The organism is Bradyrhizobium lablabi (genome assembly GCF_001440475.1).
In the GTDB taxonomy this organism is placed as follows: Bacteria; Pseudomonadota; Alphaproteobacteria; order Rhizobiales; family Xanthobacteraceae; genus Bradyrhizobium; species Bradyrhizobium lablabi.
The window spans coordinates 115,917-135,422 of record NZ_LLYB01000086.1; the positions used below are offsets into that span (position 1 = coordinate 115,917).

16 protein-coding genes are annotated in these 19,506 nt (G+C 63.7%); 7 read left to right on the plus strand and 9 right to left on the minus strand.

Annotated features, from left to right (window positions below):
* Nucleotides 1–195: 195 nt before the first annotated feature.
* On the plus strand, nt 196–1,350 hold the full coding sequence (locus tag CQ14_RS24460) for an acyl-CoA dehydrogenase family protein (protein ID WP_057860393.1): 1,155 nt from the start codon (nt 196–198) through the stop codon (nt 1,348–1,350).
* Nucleotides 1,351–1,415: 65 nt separating this feature from the next.
* Here the strand turns inward: CQ14_RS24460 and CQ14_RS24465 are convergent, their stop codons facing one another.
* Together CQ14_RS24465 and CQ14_RS24470 are read right to left on the minus strand one after the other, a co-directional pair.
* Nucleotides 1,416–2,156, minus strand: coding sequence for a sterol desaturase family protein (locus tag CQ14_RS24465; protein WP_057860394.1), 741 nt, complete (start codon nt 2,154–2,156; stop codon nt 1,416–1,418).
* 91 nt (nt 2,157–2,247) lie between these two features.
* Entirely contained in the window at nt 2,248–2,946 is a 699-nt protein-coding gene (locus tag CQ14_RS24470; protein ID WP_245320479.1) for a helix-turn-helix transcriptional regulator, read from the minus strand.
* Between the two features lie 291 nt (nt 2,947–3,237).
* Between CQ14_RS24470 and CQ14_RS24475 the strand changes: the two genes are divergently transcribed.
* The 6 genes from CQ14_RS24475 (at nt 3,238) to CQ14_RS24500 (ending at nt 10,695) form a co-directional block, all read left to right on the plus strand.
* Nucleotides 3,238–4,392, plus strand: coding sequence for an acyl-CoA dehydrogenase family protein (locus CQ14_RS24475; protein WP_057860396.1), 1,155 nt, complete (start codon nt 3,238–3,240; stop codon nt 4,390–4,392).
* 32 nt (nt 4,393–4,424) lie between these two features.
* Nucleotides 4,425–5,081: a glutathione S-transferase family protein gene (locus tag CQ14_RS24480; protein WP_057860397.1), complete on the plus strand. Its 657-nt coding sequence runs from the start codon at nt 4,425–4,427 to the stop codon at nt 5,079–5,081.
* Between the two features lie 113 nt (nt 5,082–5,194).
* Nucleotides 5,195–5,989, plus strand: coding sequence for a helix-turn-helix domain-containing protein (locus tag CQ14_RS24485; protein WP_057860398.1), 795 nt, complete (start codon nt 5,195–5,197; stop codon nt 5,987–5,989).
* 86 nt (nt 5,990–6,075) lie between these two features.
* Complete coding sequence (locus tag CQ14_RS24490; RefSeq protein WP_057860399.1) at nt 6,076–6,942, plus strand: beta-keto acid cleavage family enzyme; 867 nt, start codon at nt 6,076–6,078, stop codon at nt 6,940–6,942.
* Between the two features lie 163 nt (nt 6,943–7,105).
* A complete protein-coding gene (locus CQ14_RS24495; protein ID WP_057860400.1) occupies nt 7,106–8,722 on the plus strand; it encodes an acyl-CoA carboxylase subunit beta in 1,617 nt (538 codons plus the stop codon).
* Nucleotides 8,719–10,695, plus strand: coding sequence for an acetyl-CoA carboxylase biotin carboxylase subunit (locus CQ14_RS24500; RefSeq protein WP_057860401.1), 1,977 nt, complete (start codon nt 8,719–8,721; stop codon nt 10,693–10,695). Before CQ14_RS24495 ends, CQ14_RS24500 begins: the two co-directional genes overlap by 4 nt.
* Before the next feature lie 136 nt (nt 10,696–10,831).
* Here the strand turns inward: CQ14_RS24500 and CQ14_RS24505 are convergent, their stop codons facing one another.
* The 7 genes from CQ14_RS24505 to CQ14_RS24535 form a co-directional block, all read right to left on the minus strand.
* Nucleotides 10,832–11,824 (minus strand): ABC transporter ATP-binding protein, encoded by a 993-nt coding sequence (locus tag CQ14_RS24505; RefSeq protein ID WP_057860402.1) that lies wholly within the window; start codon nt 11,822–11,824, stop codon nt 10,832–10,834.
* Nucleotides 11,821–12,834: an ABC transporter ATP-binding protein gene (locus CQ14_RS24510; protein ID WP_057860403.1), complete on the minus strand. Its 1,014-nt coding sequence runs from the start codon at nt 12,832–12,834 to the stop codon at nt 11,821–11,823. The genes CQ14_RS24505 and CQ14_RS24510 overlap by 4 nt, the downstream gene beginning before the upstream one ends.
* On the minus strand, nt 12,834–13,742 hold the full coding sequence (locus CQ14_RS24515; protein ID WP_057860404.1) for an ABC transporter permease: 909 nt from the start codon (nt 13,740–13,742) through the stop codon (nt 12,834–12,836). Before CQ14_RS24515 ends, CQ14_RS24510 begins: the two co-directional genes overlap by 1 nt.
* A complete protein-coding gene (locus CQ14_RS24520) occupies nt 13,732–14,679 on the minus strand; it encodes an ABC transporter permease (RefSeq protein ID WP_057860405.1) in 948 nt (315 codons plus the stop codon). Before CQ14_RS24520 ends, CQ14_RS24515 begins: the two co-directional genes overlap by 11 nt.
* Before the next feature lie 140 nt (nt 14,680–14,819).
* Nucleotides 14,820–16,412 carry an ABC transporter substrate-binding protein gene (locus CQ14_RS24525; RefSeq protein ID WP_057860406.1) on the minus strand — a complete coding sequence of 531 codons (1,593 nt, stop codon included), beginning with the start codon at nt 16,410–16,412 and terminating at the stop codon, nt 14,820–14,822.
* Nucleotides 16,413–16,699: 287 nt separating this feature from the next.
* Nucleotides 16,700–18,250 (minus strand): AMP-binding protein, encoded by a 1,551-nt coding sequence (locus tag CQ14_RS24530; protein ID WP_057860407.1) that lies wholly within the window; start codon nt 18,248–18,250, stop codon nt 16,700–16,702.
* Nucleotides 18,251–18,266: 16 nt separating this feature from the next.
* Complete coding sequence (locus tag CQ14_RS24535; protein WP_057860408.1) at nt 18,267–19,421, minus strand: iron-containing alcohol dehydrogenase; 1,155 nt, start codon at nt 19,419–19,421, stop codon at nt 18,267–18,269.
* Nucleotides 19,422–19,506: the final 85 nt, after the last annotated feature.

Genomic DNA, 19,506 nt, shown 5'->3' on the forward strand with positions numbered 1-19,506 from the left:
TTCTCCCCGGCCAATCGCCGATGGCCTGTTGTTGGCTTTGTACCAAGGCTAGGGCATGCTTGCGCAAAAGGTCTTGTGTTCAGTTGCTGGACCCGACATGCGATCAGGAGACAGCGTCTGCGCAATGCCAGCCGCTCAACGCAAGCTGGGCGCAGCCAGTCGGGGCATCATCAGTCTCTCTTGCGGAGGAAAGCCATGCTGGAGCGCACCAAGGTGCAAAGCCCGTTCTACACGGCGGAGCATGAAGCATTCCGGGACGTGATGCGGCGCTTCGTGTCGCGCGAGATCGAGCCCTATGCCCATGAATGGGACGAGGCCGGCGAGTTTCCGCGCGAGCTTTATCGCAAGGCGTCCGAGATCGGGTTGCTGGGTTTGGGCTTCCCCGAGGAATTTGGCGGCGTGCCTGCCGACCAGTTCATGAAGATCGTGGCGTCGCAGGAGTTGGCGCGCGCCGGCGCCGGCGGCGTCAGCTCCAGCCTGATGAGCCACACCATCGGCTCGCCGCCGATCGCACGCGCAGCGCGGCCAGAGGTCAAGGCGAGGGTGCTGCCGCAGGTGCTGGCGGGCGAGAAAATCTCGGCGCTTGCGATTACCGAACCGAGCGGCGGTTCTGATGTCGCCAATCTCCGCACGAAGGCGCGGCGGGAAGGCGACCATTATGTCGTCAGTGGCGAGAAGACCTTCATCACCTCAGGGATGCGTGCCGACTATCTTACGGTTGCCGTGCGCACCGGCGGCGAGGGGCCGAGTGGCGTCAGCCTGTTGCTGATCGAGGACGACACGCCGGGCCTGTCGCGCACGAAATTGAAGAAGATGGGCTGGTGGGCGTCCGATACGGCAACGCTGCATTTCGACGAGTGCCGCGTGCCGGCCGAAAACCTGATCGGCGAGGAGGGGCAGGGCTTCAAGCTCATCATGCACAATTTCAACAGCGAGCGCATGGGCATGGCGGCGAGCTGCACGGCCTACGCCCGCGTCTGCGTCGAGGAGGCAATTGCCTACGCCAAGGAGCGCAAGACGTTCGGCAAGCCGATCGCACAGCACCAGGTGATCCGTCACAAGCTGGTCGACATGGCGCAGAAGGTCGCGGCGTCGCAGGCGATGCTGGAACTGCTGGCCTGGCGGCTCGGGCAGGGCGAAAGCCCGGTCGCCGAAATCTGCATGATGAAGAACCAGGCCACCCAGACCATGGCATTCTGCGCCTCCGAGGCAGTGCAGATTTTCGGCGGCGCCGGCTTCATGCGCGGCGTCAAGGTCGAGCGCATCTACCGCGAGGTCAAGGTCAACGCCATCGGCGGCGGGACCGAGGAGATCATGAAGGATCTCGCCTCGCGGCAGATGGGGCTGTGACTTGCCGTCATTCCGGGTTCGTGCTACGCGCGCCCCGGAATGACGCGTTTGTACAACTCCTCCGCTCACGGCCGGCGGTCATACACATCCTGGAACAACAGCATCCGTGACAGGTGCCGCTCATTGTGCCGCGGGAAGCCGCAGTGGGCGGCAAAATCGTCGGCGTCGCGATAGGTGCCGAACAGGCGGTCCCAGATCGGCAGGTCGCCGAAGTTGCCCGCATGGACGTCGAGTTCGTGATGCAGTGAATGCAGCTCCGGGGTCTGGATGAAATATTTCAGCCAGCGCGGCGACTTGTAATTGGAGTGATAGAAAAACTCGCCGGTCGCCGCGAAGACGGTGAACCACATGGCGCCCTCCAACGAGCAGCCCAGCAGCGGGTAGAGTATGGCGGCAGCAAGCGCGCTGTCGGCAAGGATTTCGACCGGATGCTTGTAGAACGAGGTGATTGCCTCGATCCTGGCCGGTGAATGGTGGATCTGGTGAAACAGCACCCACCATCCGTTCATGTGACGGATTCGGTGCCACCAGTAGAAGAAGAACGTACCGACCAGCCAGCCGATGAATCCTTCGAGCAGCGGTCGCTGCAGCGCGTCCAACTCGAACAACGACGCGCTGCCGAACAGGTTGGTCCACAGTCTGTTGGTGGCAAGCGTGATGCCGACCTGGAACAACGTGACGATCACGGCCCGGCCGTACCAGCCCGGTGCATTGGGTAGTTCACGGCCCGGCGCAACCCGTTCTAAAATCATGAATGCGGCTGCGGCCGACGCGATTAGCAGCGAGGTTAAGACGATGGTTGTCATGGCAGATCACCTTGTGTGAGGATCCTGCCGCAACAACAGCACCGGTTACGCCGCCCGGTCGATGGCACGTACGTGCTAAGCCCATCCAGGCCTATTTCAAGGCTGCGATGAGCTGGCTGCGCTTGGTGATACCGAGCCGTTCATAGATGCCGCGGAAATGATTGCCGACGGTATTCTCGGAGATGCCGAGACGCGTGGCGATCGTTTTGTCCGGCAGGCCCATCAGCGCCAGATCCACCAATTGCCGCTGCCGTTCCGTGAGCTTCGACAGGTCGATCGATGAACTCGCTACCTGCTGCGTGGCGAGGAATAGCGCGTGCAGCACCGGCGCGACGAGATTGAGCGAAGCGCGCGTGCGATCCGGGTGCTCAGCCGCGATGCCGGAGAAGCTGATATAGGTCCCGGCATTGGCGAAGGGATCGACGACGCCATGGGCCGCGACAACGCCGAGCGAGAACCGCCTGATCTCTTCGACTTCGCGCTCGGTAGCGAAAGATGGCGGGCACGACGGATTGAGAATGAAGGCCGCGCGATTTTGCACCCACCATGCAAAGCAGCCCCGCGATGCCAGATTGAACGCATCTTCCAGGCTGGCGATGAATTCTGCTTGATGGCCGCTCGTCAGCAGCGTTTGCATCCGGATACGACCGCCGGACAGGCGGCCGTATCCGCCGAGGAATCGCTGAAACGGAAAGAAGCGGCGCAGCGGTCCCTCGACCCAGATGAGGATTTGATCGTCCGTTATCGGTCCGGTCGGGACCGTGCTCAATGCGGCGACCCATGCCTTCATGTCCAGGCTTGCTGAGTCCGTCAGGACGTCGTCCGCTTCGTCCTTTCCGGGCCCAATCGTCTTCGAACCCCGCAATCGCCGCCCCGATTTCCGCATTGTCCACCTCGCTCGCACATCCTAGGATGAAACGCGGTGCAACGCCAAATTGCCGGAAGTAGAAGCGGCTTGCTTCGCTACCGCTACGGACAGCCACTCAGCGCAAGTTCGTCGCATGGCTTTTCGGCATCGTCCCGCGTGGCCGCGCTTCACAGATGATGGCGCGCTAAAGCGGAATCACGAAAGACAGGGTTCATGCTGTTTACTGCCGACCACGACGAACCTCGCCGCATCCTGCAAAAGTTCATCGCCGCGGAGATCAATCCCTTCGTCGACGAATGGGAGAAGAACGACATCTTCCCGGCGCATGAACTGTTCAAGAAGCTCGGCGATCTCGGCTTTCTCGGGCTCAACAAGCCGGTCGAATTCGGCGGGCAGGGGCTCGATTACTCCTATGCGCTGATGATGGCCGAAGAGCTCGGTGCCATCACATGCGGCGGCGTGCCGATGGCGATCGGCGTGCAGACTGATATGGCGACGCCTGCGCTGGCGCGGTTCGGCTCGGACGAGGTGCGCCGCGAGTTTCTTAGCCCCGCGATTGCGGGTGACGCGGTGGCCTGCATCGGCGTCTCCGAGCCGGGCGCCGGCTCCGACGTCGCCTCGATCAAGACCAATGCGCGCGCTGATGGCGACGACTACGTCATCAATGGCGGCAAGATGTGGATCACCAACGGCGTGCAGGCCGACTGGATCTGCTTGCTCGCCAATACCTCTGACGATCAGGTTCATCGAAACAAGTCGCTGATCTGCGTGCCGATGAAGAGCAAAGGCGTGCAGGTCGCGCGCAAGCTCGACAAGATGGGCATGCGCTCCTCCGACACGGCGCAAATTTTCTTCGACAATGTCCGCGTGCCCAAGCGCAACCGGATCGGTGAGGAGGGCAAGGGCTTTACCTATCAGATGGTGCAGTTCCAGGAGGAGCGGCTGTGGGGCGCGGCGGCCTGCCTCAAGGCGCATGAATTCATCATATCAGAGACCATCGAATACACCCGCAACCGAAAGGCGTTCGGAAAATCGATCCTCGATAACCAGACGGTTCATTTCAAGCTCGCGGAGATGCAGACCGAGGTCGAGCTGTTGCGCGCGCTGATCTATCGCGCCGCCGAGGCGCTGATCGCGGGCGAGGACGTGACGCGGCTCGCGACCATGGCGAAACTGAAGGCCGGTCGGCTGGGCCGCGAACTCACCGACGCCTGCCTGCAGTTCTGGGGCGGCATGGGTTTCATGAACGAGACGCCGGTCAGCCGGGCCTATCGCGACAGCCGCCTGACCTCGATCGGCGGCGGCGCCGACGAGGTGATGCTGACGGTGCTATGCAAGATGATGGGCACGTTGCCGAAAAACCAATAAGAACGGACCAGAGTAACAAAAGGGAACGCCTGATGATCACGCTCTATCACTGCGACGGCGCACGCTCGTTCCGTCCGCTCTGGATGCTGGAAGAGATGGGGCTGCCATACGAGCTGAAGATGTTGCCGTTCCCGCCGCGGGTGCTGGCCAAGGAATATCTCGCGATCAATCCGCTCGGCACCATTCCGTTCATGATCGACGGCGAGACCAGGATGACGGAGTCATCAGGCATCTGTTATTACCTCGGCACCAAATACGGCCCGACGCCGCTGGTGGTGGGGATGGATGATCCGGCCTACGGCGCCTTCCTGAACTGGATGTATTTCAGCGACGCCACGCTGACCTTTCCGCAAACGCTGGTGCTGAGATACAGCCAGCTCGAGCCGGAAGAACGGCGGAACCCGCAAGTGGCCGGCGACTACGCCAAATGGTTCCTCGGCCGGCTGCGCGCGGTCGAGGCAGCGACCGCCAATGGCGAAAATCTGTGCGCCGGTCGCTTCACCGCCGCCGACATCGTCAATGGTTATGCGCTACGGCTGGCCGGCAATATTGGGCTCGCCAAGGATTTCGGGCCCAATGTCGCGGCGTATTGGGCCCGGTTGCAGGAACGCGAGGGCTACCAGCGCGCGGTTGCGGCCGAACGCAAGGCGGGCATCGAGCAAAACGTCGCGCCGCGGATACGCGCGTGACGGGGCGGGGGGTCTGCCCCGAATTAACCTTTCCCCGTCCGTGACAGAGACCGAATTTCCGCTATGGTTGACGCCATCGCAGCGGCCAAAGAGCCGCGCGGGGAGGACGAGCCATGGACGATACCGGCCACAAATCCGGCCATCTGATGCTGATCACCCCGGAGCGCGTGTTCTATGCCGGCCTGCTCGGTCGGCCCCGGCAACGCTGCTCGGGCGGGTTCAACATCTATGTCGCGATCGAGGGAAGCCTCTGGCTCACCACCGAAGACGGTCAGGAAAGCCATGGCGAGATAGTCGCGTTGTTGCCGAACATCAGGCACACCATCGCCAGCGATCATCGCTCGGTGCTCAGCGTCGTGATCGAACCGGAGAGCGTTCGTCCCGGTGTGCTCGAAGAGCTGGCGCTGCGTCTTGCGGGGCCTGAGGGCGTAGCGTTCGCCAGCCGCATCCGCGCCGCCTATCGCGAACTGCGCGAGCATCACGCCGGTAACGATTTCTCCAGCGCCGAATTCGATTCGTTGTGCCTCGGCGAGATCCTGCCACAGCGCGAACTCGATCCCCGCGTGGCGCACGCGATTCTGCAGATCGGAAAATTCTCCGGCGAGCCGGTGACGGCGGCAAGCTGCGCTACGGAAGCAGGATTATCGCCGTCGCGCTTCCTGCATCTGTTCAAGGAAGAGACCGGCATCTCCTTCCGCTCGTTCCGCGCCTGGAAGCGGGCGCGGCACCTGCTGCACTTCGCCAACCAGGACATCAACCTTGCGCATCTGGCGCAGGACATCGGCTATCCCGACTCCACGCATTTCAGCCATTCGATCCGCCGCTTCTACGGCCTGAAGCCGCGCGCGATCTTTTCCGGCTCGCGCGATCTGGCGATCTATAGTCATCGCCATGCGAGCGCCGGATAGCGGGTGAACGCAAGAAGCCGGCTGATGCGGAACGCATGATCGCGCTGGATTTTTCGCGATCCCGTCTTGCATTCGAAGGCTGATCCATGGGCGACAAGGCCGTCATTACCTGCGCGCTGAACGGCGTGCTGACCGATCCGAAGCAGCATAACGTGCCGGTTACGCCGGAACAGATGGCGCGCGAGGCCAAGGCGGCCTTCGACGCCGGCGCCAGCATCATGCACGTTCACCTGCGCCAGCAGGAGCCGAACAAGGGGCACCTGCCGTCCTGGGACGTTGGCGTGAGCAAGGAAATCCAGCAGGCCATCCGCGAGGCCTGCCCGGGCGTCATCATCAACCACACCACGGGTACCTCGGGCCCGAAATATCAGGGCGCGCTCGATTGCGTGCGCGAGACCAGGCCCGAGATCGCGGCCTGCAATGCCGGCTCGCTGAATTATCTCAAGGTGAAGGCTGACAATACCTGGGCCTGGCCGCCGATGATGTTCGATAATGCGGTCGAGAAGGTGCAGGACTATCTCGACGTCATGAAGGAAGCTGGCACGATTCCGGAGTTCGAATGTTTCGACGTCGGTATCGTCCGCTGCGTCGGCATGTACCGGCAGACCGGCATGTATTCCGGCCCGCTCGAATATAATTTCGTGATGGGTGTTGCCTCGGGCATGCCAGCCGACCCCGAATTGTTGCCGATCCTGCTGAAGCTGAAATTGCCGGAAGCGCATTGGCAGGTGACCGCGATAGGCCGCGTCGAAATCTGGCCGCTGCACCAGCGCTGCGCCGATCTCGGCGGGCATCTGCGCACCGGGCTGGAGGATACTTTCTATCTCGCCGACGGCACCAAGGTGACCTCGAACGGGCAACTCGTCGAAGCCATCGCCGCCTGCGCCCGGCGCGCCGGCCGCGAGATCGCGAGCCCCGCGGAGGCACGGCAGATTTTCGGGACGAGGCATTGACAGTCGTGCCCGGCGTCATTGCGAGCGAAGCGAGCAATCCATCGCGCGGCATAACGGATGCGTTAGTCGCTTCGCTCCCTTGCACAAACGCTTCGCGTTTGTGCAAGGCAATGACGAAGCGTCAAGCCTCCGGCGCTCCCAAAATGACGCGATAGGTTAGCAGATGGCAACGATCGAAAACACCATCGTTCCTTCCAGCGCCGCCTTCAAAGTCAACCGCGACGGCATGCTGGCGCTGATCGCGCGGATGCGCGCGCTGGAGAATCGCACGCGCGCCGCATCGGCAGCAGCCAAGGATCGCTTCCACAAGCGCGGGCAATTGCTGCCGCGCGAGCGCGTGGCACTGGTGCTCGATCCTGGCTCGCCCTTCATCGAACTGTCGACGCTCGCCGGATACATGTTCGACGTCCCGGATGCGGAAAAGAGCGTGCCGGGTGGCGGCGTGGTCGCGGGCATCGGTTTCGTCTCTGGCATCCGCTGCATGGTCAGCGCCAATGATTCCGGCATCGACGCCGGCGCGCTGCAGCCCTACGGCCTCGACAAGACGCTGCGGGTGCAGGAACTGGCGCTGGAAAACAAGCTGCCTTACGTGCAACTGGTCGAAAGTGCTGGCGCCAATCTGCTGCGCTACCGCGTCGAGGATTTTATTCGTGGCGGCAACATTTTTCGCAATCTGGCGCGGCTCTCGGCGGCCGGCTTGCCCGTCGTCACCGTGACGCATGGCTCGTCGACCGCAGGCGGTGCGTACCAGACCGGATTGTCCGACTACATCGTGATGGTCCGCGGCCGCACCCGCGCTTTCCTCGCTGGCCCGCCGCTGTTGAAGGCGGCGACGGGAGAGATTGCAACGGAGGAGGAACTCGGCGGCGCGGAGATGCACACCTCCATCTCGGGTCTCGGCGACTATCTGGCCGAAGACGATCGCGATGCGCTGCGCATCGCGCGCGACATCATGGCCAATATGGAATGGGACCGGCCAAAGCCGGCGGAAGCTTCGTTCAAGCCGCCGCGCTACGATGCGGAGGAATTGCTCGGCATCATGCCGATGGACCACAAGCGTCCCGTCGACATGCGCCAGGCCATCGCGCGTTTCGTTGACGATTCGGATTTCACCGAGTTCGGCGCGAACTACGGGGCCGCCACCGTGTGCGGCCACGCCCGGATCGAAGGGCAGGCGATCGGCATCATCACCAATAATGGCCCGCTCGACGTGCCCGGCGCCAACAAGGCGACGCACTTCATCCAGGCCTGCTGTCAGTCGCGCACGCCGATCCTCTACATGAACAACACCACCGGCTACATGGTCGGCAAGGCCTACGAAGAGGCCGGCATGATCAAGCACGGCTCCAAGATGATCCAGGCGGTGACGTCGGCGACCGTGCCGCAGATCACGCTCTATTGCGGGGCTTCGTTCGGCGCCGGGAATTACGGCATGTGCGGGCGCGGCTTTCATCCGCGCTTCTGCTTCTCCTGGCCCAACGCCAAGACCGCCGTGATGGGCGGCGAGCAAGCGGCCGAGACCATGGCGATCGTCACCGAGGCCGCGGCTGTCAGGCGCGGCAAGCCGATCGAGAAGGAAAAGCTCGACGCCATGAAGGCGCAGATCACCGGTGTGTTCGATGGCCAGATGGACGTGTTCTCCACCAGCGCGCGCGTGCTCGACGACGGCGTCATCGATCCCCGCGATACCCGCAGCGTGCTCGCCGAAGTGCTGGCGATCTGCCGCGAGGCCGAGGCCCGCACGCCGCAGCGCATGCAATTCTCGGTCGCCCGGCCATGAGCGGGATGCCAATGAAGCGGACGCCGTTCTTCAAGATTCTGGTCGCCAACCGCGGCGAGATCGCGCTACGGATCATGCGCACCGCGCGCCGGCTCGGCTATGGCGTGGTCGCCGTCTATTCCGATGCCGACCGCGACGCACTGCATGTGCGCGAGGCTGATTCTGCGGTGCGGATCGGCGAGGCGCTGCCGGCGCAATCTTACTTGCGGATTGACGCCATCATCGCCGCGGCCAAGGCCAGCGGTGCGACCGCGGTGCATCCGGGCTACGGCTTCCTCGCCGAGAACGAGGATTTTGCGCAGGCGTGTCGCGATGCCGGGCTGGTCTTCATCGGGCCATCGCCGGAAGCGATCCGGGCGATGGGCAACAAGGCCGGTGCCAAGGAGATCATGCAAAAAGCGGGCGTGCCTGTCGTGCCCGGCTATCAGGGCGCGGACCAGGGCGATGCCGTGATGCTGGCGGAGGCCAAAGAGATCGGCTTCCCCGTCATGATCAAGGCGGTCGCCGGCGGCGGCGGGCGCGGCATGCGGCTGGTTGAGGATGCCGCGGCATTTCCGGATGCGCTGCGCAGCGCGCGCTCGGAGGCGCAGGGCGCGTTCGGCGATCCCGCCGTCATTCTGGAGCGCGCCATCGTCGATCCCCGCCACATCGAGATTCAGGTGTTCGGTGATCGCTACGGCAATGCCGTCCATCTCGGCGAACGTGATTGCTCGGTGCAGCGGCGGCACCAGAAGCTGATCGAGGAGGCGCCGTCGCCGAAGGTGACGGGCGACTTGCGGGCGCGGATGGGGGCTGTCGCCGTCAATGCCGTCAAGTCGATCGGCTATGAGGGCGCGGGCACGCTGGAATTCCTGCTCGATCCATCCGGCGAATTCTATTTCATGGAAATGAACACGCGGCTGCAGGTCGAGCATTCCGTCACTGAGGCCATCACCGGCTTCGATCTGGTCGAACTGCAGTTGCGCATCGCCGCGGGCGAGCCGCTCGGGCTCAGGCAGGAAGACGTCAAATTCTCCGGCCATGCCATCGAGGTGCGGCTGTGCTCGGAAGACGCCGACCATGATTTCATGCCGCAATCCGGCACCATGGCGCTATGGCAGATGCCTGAGGGCATTCGCGTCGAGCACGCGTTGCAATCCGGTTCGGAGATTCCGCCGTTCTATGATTCGATGATCGCCAAGATCATCAGCCACGGCGCCGATCGCAACGAAGCACGCGGCCGGCTGATCTGCGGGCTGGAGCAGACGGCGGCGTTCGGCGTGACCACCAATCAGGGATTTTTGATTTCCTGCTTGCGTCATCCCGGCTTCGCCAGGGGCGAAGCGACCACGGCTTTCATCGGCGAACATCGCGACGAATTGCTGGCGCCCCGCGCCGACGACAAGGCGGACGCCGCGCTGACGGCGCTGTTGCTCTACGTCACCAATCCCCATGCGCCGCCTTGGCGTAGCGGCCGCAGTCTGGCAGCGACGTTTCCGCTGACGATGCGGATCGATCTCGGCCATGGTGTGCTTGAGGTGGACATCGTGCGCGACCGCGACGGCGGTTATGTCGCCGCCGTCGATAGCAGCGAGCTTCGTTTCGAGATTGACCAACTGGATCGCGAGACGATCCGCTTCCGTACCGACGGCGTGATGGAATCGGCCAGGTTTCTGCGCGATGGAGACCGGCTGTATTTCCTGCACCGCGGAGCCACGATTTCTGTCCGCGACCTGACGCTTGCAGCGCCGGAATCCGCGTCTGCTGCCGGCGGCGACGGCAAGGTGCGCGCGGCGATGAACGGCCGCGTGGTGGCGGTGCTGGTCCAGCCGGGCGATCAGGTTGCCGCCGGTCAGCCGGTGATGACGCTGGAGGCGATGAAGATGGAGCATGTGCACACGGCGGGCGTCGCGGGCACAGTGTCGGCGATCGATGTGGCCGAGGGTGAGCAGGTGACGACAGGCAGGATCGTCGTGGAGATTGCGGCGGCGTAGCTGCCTCCGCCGTCATTGCCTGCGACAAACGCGAAGCGCTTGTGCAAGGGAGCGCAGCGACGAAGCAATCTATCTGTCCCCGTGCTGAGGCATGGATTGCTTCGCTTCGCTCGCAATGACGGTGGAGACGGAGAAGTTACTCCGTCCGGCCCGTCCCGCCATTCAGCCAGCACGCCACCTCATGCCGCCCGCCGGCCTTCACCAGCACCGGGCGTTCCAACTTGCAGCGGTCCATCGCGTAGCGGCAGCGGGTGTGGAAGGCGCAGCCGGAGGGCGGGTTGATCGGGCTCGGGACGTCGCCGTCGATCATCGGCGCCAGCTTCTTCGCCTTGGGATCGGCGACCGGGACCGATGCCAGCAGCGCCTGCGTGTAGGGATGGCGCGGGTTGGCGAACAGCTCGGTCTTGTCGGCGATCTCGACGATGCGGCCGAGATACATCACGGCGACGCGGTGGCTGATATGGGCGACGACGGCGAGGTCGTGGGCGATGAACAAATACGAAAAATCGTTCTTGCGCTGCAGGTCGATCAACAAATTGATCACCTGCGCCTGGATCGAGACGTCCAGCGCCGAGACCGGCTCGTCGCACACGATCAGGCTTGGCCCGAGCGCCAGCGCGCGTGCGATGCAGATGCGCTGCCGCTGCCCGCCGGAGAACTGGTGAGGATAATTCTTCATCTGGTCGGAACGCAGGCCGACCTGCGCGAACAGTTCGGCGACGCGTTCCTGCTGCGCGCGGCCGGTCGCCAGACCGTGTACGCCAAGCGGTTCGCCGACGATGTCGCCCGCGGTCATGCGCGGGTTGAGCGAGGCAAACGGGTCCTGGAACACGATCTGCATCGAGCGCCGATGCGGTCGCATCTCGGCCTTGCTGAGGCCGGTGATGTCGGTGCCGTTGAGCTTGATGGCGCCGCTCGATGGCTCCACCAGCCGCAGCACGCTGCGCGCGACCGTCGATTTGCCGCAGCCGGATTCCCCGACCAGCCCGAGCGTCTCGCCCTTGGCGACGGAGAAACTGACGCCGTCGACGGCGTGCACGGTGCCGACGCGCCGGCGCAGAATGCCGCCGCGCACCGCGTAATGCTTGACGAGGTCGGTTACCTCGAGGAGGGGGCGTTGTTCGGTCATGGCGCGCCCACCAGTTCGGTCGCGCGCCAGCAGGCTGCAAAATGGTCGCCGTCGACTTCCTGCAGCGGCGGATATTCGGCGCGGCAGCGGTCGATGGCGAGGCTGCAGCGCGGGGCAAAGGCGCAGCCCGGCGGCAGGTTGGTCAGCGACGGCACCATGCCGGGAATTTCGTTCAGCCGCGCGTCGGTTTTGGCGCCGAACGAGATCACCGCCGGCATTGAGGCCATCAGCCCGCGCGTATAGGGATGCTTCGGATTCGCGAAGAGCTCCTCCACGGTCGCTTCCTCGACCTTCTTGCCGGCATACATGACGATAACGCGCTGGGCGGTCTGCGCCACCACGCCGAGGTCGTGCGTGATCAGGATCAGGCCGGTGCCGAGCGTCTTCTGCAGGTCGACGATCAGCGCCAGAATCTGCGCCTGGATCGTTACGTCGAGCGCCGTGGTCGGCTCGTCCGCGATCAGCAGCGCCGGCCGGCACGCCAGCGCCATCGCGATCATGGCGCGCTGGCGCATGCCGCCGGAGAGCTGGTGCGGATATTCCTGCGCGCGCCGGTCCGGCTCGGGAATGCGGACCAGTCGCAGCATCTCGACCGCCTTGGCCCAGGCTTCCTTGGACGTCATCTCCTGGTGCAGGCGCAGCACCTCGGTGATCTGGTCGCCGATCCGCATCACCGGGTTGAGCGAGGTCATCGGCTCCTGAAAGATCATCGACATCCGGTTGCCGCGGATCTTGCGCATCTCGGCTTCATCGAGACTGAGCAGATCGGTGCCTTCCAGCGTCACCGAGCCGCCGACCACGCGGCCCGGCGGATCCGGCACCAGCCGCATCACCGAGAGCGCGGTCACGCTCTTGCCGCAGCCGGATTCGCCAACGATCGCCAGCGTCTCGCCGCGGCGGACGTTGAACGAGACGTCGTCGACCGCCCGGAACAGGCCGGAATTGGTGAAGAACACCGTCTGCAGGTTCTTCACGTCGAGAATGGTGTCGTCCTTACGCGCCTCGTTCATCAGCCGCGTTGCCTCGGGTCGAGGATGTCGCGCAGCGCATCGCCGAACAGATTGGTGCCGAACACGGCAAGCGAGATGGCGACTCCCGGGAAGATCACGAGCCACGGCGCGGTGCGGACATATTCGGCGGCCGATTCCGACAGCATGCGTCCCCAGGACGGATAGGGCTCGGGTATGCCGAGGCCGAGGAACGACAGCGAGGCCTCGGTAAGGATGGTGGAGCCGAGCTGCGCGGTCGCCAGCACGATCAAGGGGGCCAGCGTGTTGGGCAACACATGGCGCAGCGCGATGCGGGTCTCGCTCATGCCGATCGATTTGGCGGCTTCGACGAAGGGCAATTCGCGCAGCGCCAGCGTATTGGCACGGATCACGCGGGCGACGGTCGGAATCAGTGGAATCGCGATGGCGATGATCACGTTCGGCAGCGACGGCCCGAGCGCCGCCGTCATCACCAGCGCCAGCACCAGAAGCGGCAGTGCCTGCAGGATGTCGGTGACGCGCTGGAACAGGAGGTCGACCCAGCCCGACAGATAGCCCGATGCGAGCCCGACGATGACGCCGAGCGTGGAGCCGAGCGCGGTGGCGCCGATGCCGACGGCAAGCGAAATGCGCGCGCCATGAACGATCCGGCTCCAGACGTCGCGGCCGAATGAATCGGTGCCCATCCAGTGCAGGGCGTCGGGCGGCGCCAGCCGGTGCGCGGAATCGACGCTGAGCGGGCTGAAGCGGCAGATCAGGTCGGCCGAGATCGCCATCCAGACGAACAGCACCATGATGATGAGGCCGAACGTGCCAAGCATATAGCGCTGCGCCAGGAACAGCAGCCGGCGCCAGCCATGCGTCGAATGCGCGCCGGCCCGCCTCAGTTCATTGTCGAAGTTGATCGTGGTCACGCGGCTAGTCCCCATACCGGATGCGCGGGTCGATCGCGGCGTAAAGCATGTCGACGGTGAAGTTTGCGACCACCACGACCACGGCGATCAGCATCACGAGATTCTGGACGATGGGATAATCGCGCCAGCGCAGCGCCTCGACCAGGAAGCGGGCGACGCCGGGAATATTGAATACGGTTTCGGTGACGATCAGCCCGCCGATCAGGAACGCCGCCTCGATGCCGATCACGGTGATGACGGGCAGAATGGCGTTCTTCAGCGCGTGGCGATAATTGACCGACGCCTCCGAAGCGCCCTTGGCGCGCGCGGTACGGATATAATCCTGCCGCAGGATTTCCAGCATCGAGGAGCGCGTGATGCGCATGGTCAGCGCGGCGCTGCGAAAGCCGACCGCCATCGCCGGCACGGCATAGATCGCGAACGCCTCCGTCCAGGTCTTTGGATTCGGATTGTAGATCGGCATGCTGCCGAACAGCGAGACCGACGCCATCAGGATCAATAGCCCAAGCCAGAACGAGGGCAGCGACAGGCCGCTGAGGCTGACGACGCGGAGCGTATAATCGAGTTTTGAACCCTGGTGGACGGCGCTCAGCACGCCCAACGGGATGCCGATCGAGGCCGAGAACAACAGCGCCAGCGCCGCCAGCCGCGCAGTGATCGGAATGCGCGGCAGGATTTCCTGCAGCGCCGGCTTTTCCGAGACATAGGAATAGCCGAGATCGCCGTGCAGTAGCCCGCCGATCCAGTTCAGATATTGCTGGTAGATCGGCAGGTTGAGGCCAAGCTCCTTTTCGAGATTGGCCTTGTCGGTCGGATCGACGAAGCCGGCGGCGTCGAACAGGATGTCGACGATGTTGCCGGGGACGACGCGCAGCAGCACGAAGATGATGATCGAGATCCCGATCAGGGTCACGAGCATCAAGGCGAGGCGTCGCACGATGTAAGCAAACACCCGGCTACTCTCCCTGACTCATCGGCTGGCGCGCGCTCGGTTCTGAAGCATCAGAACCGGGCTCTCGTTCTTTGCTTTGACGCGTTCTCTTCACGCGAACCGGAACCCGCTTCGCTCGAAAACGCTATCGTGACTGGACATTACTTGTCCATCCAGACGTCTTCGTAACGATAGCCGTTATAGGAGCTGTTCACCATCACGGTGATGCCCTTGACGTAAGGATGCCAGCACGTCCCGGTACGGCCGTGGAAGATGATCGGCCGCGCCACGTCTTCCTGCAACTTCTTGTCGATCTCCCAGACCAGCTTCTTGCGCTTCTCCTTGTCGGTCTCGGCCGACTGCTGATCGAACAGTTTTTCGATCTCCTTGTTGCAGTAGTTGGTGTAGTTGCGCTCCGAGCCGCAGGAATAGTTCTCGTAGAACGACTGGTCGGGGTCGTCGACCGCGTTTCCGGTGAGGTTGAGGCCGAGCGAGTAATCCTTGCGCGCGACCTTCGGGAACCATTGCGCGGTGTCGACGACGTCGAGCTCGCCGTCGATATAGATGTTCTTCATCTGGTCGATCAGGATCACGGCGGGGTCGCGGTAGATCGGAATGTTGCGGGTGGCGACCTTGACCGCGAGGCGCTTGTCGGGGCCATAGCCGGCCTTCTGCATCAGCTTGCGCGCCTCTTCGCGGTTGGCATTGATGTCGGGGCCGTAGCCCGGAATCGATTCCAGCATTTCCTTCGGCATCGCCCACAGGCCGCCCGGCGCCGGCAACATGGTTCCGCCGATATCGGCCTGCCCCTCGAACATGATCTGGATGAACGCCTTGCGATCCAGCGCCAGCGCCAGCGCACGCCTGATATCGAGATTGTCGAACGGCGGGGCGGAGGAATTGACGATGATGTTGGTCGAAACGTTGATCGGCTCGACCACGCAGACCGCCTTCGGCGCCTGCGCCTTGACCTCCTTGAGCAGCGGGATCGACACTTCGGTCGGGAAGGTCATGTCGAATTTGTCGGACACAAACCCGAGAATAGCCGTCGAGCGGTTGGGGATGATGGTGAATTCGATGCCGTCGAGGTGCGGCAGGCCCTTCTTCCAGTAATCGGGATTTTTGGTCAGCTTGATCGATTCGTTGGCCTTGAACTCGACGAATTTGAACGGCCCGGTGCCGACCGGCTTGGTACGCATGTCGGCCGGAGAGACGTGGCAGGGATAGACCGGCGTGTAGCCCGAGGCGAGCAGCGACAGCAGCGCCGGCTGCGGCCGCTTCAGTTCGAACGATGCTTCGAAGTCGCCGTTGACGGTCACATCGCTGACCTGGTCGTACCAGGATTTTCGCGGGTTTTGCCGGAACTTCTGCTGCGACTTGCCCATCAGCATGTCGAAGGTGCATTTGACGTCGGCCGACGTGAACGGCTTGCCGTCGTGCCATTTGACGCCCTGCCGCAGCTTGAAGGTCAGCTTCTTGTTGTCGCTGCTCCATGCCCAGCTCTCAGCGAGGTCGGGGACGATTGATTCGACGCTGTTCTGCGCCACGTCCTGCTTGAACATGACGAGGTTGTTGAAGACCGGCATGAAGGGAACATTGATCGAATAGGTCGCGCCTTCATGGATCGAGGCGCTGCCGGGGCTGTCGCGGTGATAGACCCGGAGGATGCCGCCCTGTTTCGGCTCCGCCGAGGCAAGGTCGTAAGCCGGCAGCAACAACAACGCCGCGGCGGCAAGCGCATGAACGCTCCGCATGATTCCCCTCCACATCGTTCGGTCTCAACTGGCCGATTGCATGGGACGATAGCATGACGATCCGTCCGGGCAACCGGGCAAGCCCGTGTGACAGTTGGCAATTCGACGTAATCGAAATCCGTGTGGCGGAACACGCGCGCCGCGTACCCTGTTTTTTGCGAAACCGGCAGGTTCGTTGCAATGCAGCCGCTCGCGGCTCGCGCCAAAATGCCTCACCCGATGATGCACCGCACCACCGGACATCACGACGTCGGCGTTCGGCTTCACCATCTCACATCGTCGCATTCTCAGACGATCCGCGAGGTCTTGTTGCCCCAGTAGCGATCCCGCAGCAGGCGCTTGTAGAGCTTGCCGGTCGGAAGCCGCGGCAGTTCCGCCTCGAAGTCGATCGAGCGCGGCACTTTCTGGCGCGACAGCGACTGCCTGCAGAAGGCGATCAACTCGTCGGCCAGTTCCTGTCCCGGCGAAACGCCCGGCATCGGCTGCACCACAGCCTTCACCTCCTCGCCGAGATCGGGATTCGGCACCCCGAACACCGCGGCATCGGCGATCTTGGGATGGGTGATCAGGAGGTTCTCGCATTCCTGCGGATAGATATTCACGCCGCCGGAGATGATCATGAAGGTCGCGCGGTCGGTCAGATAGAGATAGCCGTCATCGTCGACATAGCCGACGTCGCCGACCGTGCTCATGGTGCCGTCGGCCGAGCGGGCCTCCTGGGTCCTGGCCGGATCGTTGAAATATTCGAACGGCGTGGCAGTCTTGAACCACACCGTGCCCGATGTGCCGACCGGGCACGCTTTCATGTTCTCATCAAGGATATGCAGCTCGCCGAGCAGCACCCGGCCTACGGTGCCGCGATGGGCCAGCCATTGCTCGCTGTCGCAGGAGGTGAAGCCGAGCCCTTCGGTGGCGCCGTAATATTCATGAATGATCGGGCCCCACCACTTGATGATGTCGTCCTTTACGGCGGCGGGGCAGGGCGCCGCGGCATGGATCGCGATCTCGAGGGATGAGAGGTCGTGGCGCTTGCGCACTTCCTCCGGCAGTTTCAGCATGCGCGAGAACATCGTCGGCACGAGCTGGGTGTGCGTCACGCCCCATTTCGGAACCAGTTCGAGGTACTGTTCGGGATCGAACCGTTCCATGATGATGGCAGTGCCGCCCATCTTGATCGTGAGGTTGACGGCGGCCTGCGGCGCTGAGTGGTAGAGCGGTGCGGGCGACAAATAGATCATGCCCTCGCGGTACTGCCAGATCTTCACCAGGAAATCGAACAGCGGCAATTGCTGATCGGCCGCCAGTTCCGGCAGCGGACGCAAAATCCCCTTCGGGCGGCCGGTAGTGCCGGAGGAATAAAGCATCGCGGTGCCAACACACTCGTCGGCGATCGGGGTGTGCGGCATATCAGCCGCTACTTCTTGCAGGCCGACGATGCGCTCGCTTTCGCCGTCGCCATCGGCAACGATGCAGAGTTCGACCTTGGAACATTCCTTCAGTGCCTCGCGCGCCACATCTAGCTTTTCCTTCGACGTAATGAGGATGCGCGATTGGCTGTTGGTCAGGATGTAGGCGAGCTCGCTCGCCGTCAGATAGGAGTTCACGCAGGTGTAATAGAGGCCCGAGCGCTCGCCCGCGCCGCAGGCCTCGAGATAACGGCTGTTGTTCTCCATGAAGATCGAATAGTGGTCGAGCCGCTTGAGGCCGCGACGGCGAAACAGATGCGCCAGGCGGTTGGAGCGGGCATCCAGCTCGCGATAGGTGACGGCTTCGCCCGTACTCGCCATGATGAAGGCGGGCTGCAGCGGGCGAAGATGAACGTGCTTGCCGGTGTACATCTTGAGTTCGGTCCCCCTACGCGGCCATGTCCAGAATCTCGCGCACCTGCGCCGGCCCCTCGATCTTGCGCGGATTGCGCGGCACCCAGGGCGTTGCCATCGCGGCCTGCGCGATGCGGTCGAAATGCTCGGAGCCGACGTTGACCTCGCGCAGGCTGCGCGGCATGCCGAGGCCACGAATGAACCGGTCGAGCACGCCGCCGGCGTCCTCGTTCGGGTGCCCCATGGCGCCAGCAACCAGCGCCTGGCGTTCGGCATTGGCCGTCTTGTTCCAGCGCATCACCGAGGGCAGCATCACGCAGGAAGTGTAGCCGTGTGGAACGCCGAACTCGGCGCCGAGGACGTAGCCGATGCCGTGGCTGGCGCCCATCGGCACCCCCGAAGCCAATGGTCCGGTCGAAAGCCAGGTCCCGATCTGGCAATCCATCCGTGCGTCGAGATCTTTGGCATCCGCCTTTGCCCGCGGCAGCGCCTGCGCCAGCATCGACAGGCCCTTCAGCGCCTGGGCGTCGCCATAAGGGTGCGCCTCGCGCGAACAGATGCCTTCGACGCAATGGTCGACGGCGCGGATGCCGGTCGAAAGCCATAGCCATTCCGGTGTGTGCAGGCTGAGCCAGGGATCGAGGATCACCGCGCGCGGCATGATCAGCGGATGGCGCAGCGCTTCCTTGACCCTGGTCTTCTCGTCGGTGACGCCGGCGGTAGCGGAGAACTCGCCGCCGGCGATCGTCGTCGGCACGCTGATCTGGCGCACGGTCGGCGCGGCCAGTTGCGGTCGGCCGCCGCGACCGGCCTTGATCCGGTCGATGTCCTCAGGATTGCGGATATCGTTGGCGAGGCAGAGCTGCACCGCCTTGGCGCCGTCGGTGATGGAGCCGCCGCCGATGGTGACGATGAGGTCCGCATTCGCGGCGCGGGCCTGTTCGCTGGCCGCGATGACGGCCGAGCGCGGCGTGTGCGGCGGCATCGCGTCGAAGGTGCCGGCGCAGCGCGGCCCCAGCGCGCGGCGGATGTTGTCGATTACGTCGGTTTGGCGGTTGAGGGTGCCGCTGACCATCAGAAAGGCGCGTGTGGCGCCGAGCCGGTTCAACTGCTCGACGAGCGCCTCGGCCGCCGGCCGTCCGAACACGACCTCGTCCATGGCGCCGAATACGACACGCCCTCTGTGCACTCTCGTCCTCCCCGGACATTTTCTGGCCCTTATCGCGGGCCTTGCCAGCAAGGTTAGCGGAGGAAATCAGGCACGTCATGCCCGA

What these genes read in the sequence shown, in the direction of transcription:
- CQ14_RS24505 (WP_057860402.1), bottom strand. Translation starts at nt 11,824, where the DNA reads ATGACCGAACAACGCCCCCTCCTCGAGGTAACCGACCTCGTCAAGCAT.
- CQ14_RS24495 (WP_057860400.1), top strand. Translation starts at nt 7,106, where the DNA reads ATGGCAACGATCGAAAACACCATCGTTCCTTCCAGCGCCGCCTTCAAA.
- CQ14_RS24530 (WP_057860407.1), bottom strand. Translation starts at nt 18,250, where the DNA reads ATGTACACCGGCAAGCACGTTCATCTTCGCCCGCTGCAGCCCGCCTTC.
- CQ14_RS24460 (WP_057860393.1), top strand. Translation starts at nt 196, where the DNA reads ATGCTGGAGCGCACCAAGGTGCAAAGCCCGTTCTACACGGCGGAGCAT.
- CQ14_RS24515 (WP_057860404.1), bottom strand. Translation starts at nt 13,742, where the DNA reads ATGGGGACTAGCCGCGTGACCACGATCAACTTCGACAATGAACTGAGG.
- CQ14_RS24510 (WP_057860403.1), bottom strand. Translation starts at nt 12,834, where the DNA reads ATGAACGAGGCGCGTAAGGACGACACCATTCTCGACGTGAAGAACCTG.
- CQ14_RS24485 (WP_057860398.1), top strand. Translation starts at nt 5,195, where the DNA reads ATGGACGATACCGGCCACAAATCCGGCCATCTGATGCTGATCACCCCG.
- CQ14_RS24525 (WP_057860406.1), bottom strand. Translation starts at nt 16,412, where the DNA reads ATGCGGAGCGTTCATGCGCTTGCCGCCGCGGCGTTGTTGTTGCTGCCG.
- CQ14_RS24475 (WP_057860396.1), top strand. Translation starts at nt 3,238, where the DNA reads ATGCTGTTTACTGCCGACCACGACGAACCTCGCCGCATCCTGCAAAAG.
- CQ14_RS24480 (WP_057860397.1), top strand. Translation starts at nt 4,425, where the DNA reads ATGATCACGCTCTATCACTGCGACGGCGCACGCTCGTTCCGTCCGCTC.
- CQ14_RS24500 (WP_057860401.1), top strand. Translation starts at nt 8,719, where the DNA reads ATGAGCGGGATGCCAATGAAGCGGACGCCGTTCTTCAAGATTCTGGTC.
- CQ14_RS24490 (WP_057860399.1), top strand. Translation starts at nt 6,076, where the DNA reads ATGGGCGACAAGGCCGTCATTACCTGCGCGCTGAACGGCGTGCTGACC.
- CQ14_RS24465 (WP_057860394.1), bottom strand. Translation starts at nt 2,156, where the DNA reads ATGACAACCATCGTCTTAACCTCGCTGCTAATCGCGTCGGCCGCAGCC.
- CQ14_RS24470 (WP_245320479.1), bottom strand. Translation starts at nt 2,946, where the DNA reads ATGAAGGCATGGGTCGCCGCATTGAGCACGGTCCCGACCGGACCGATA.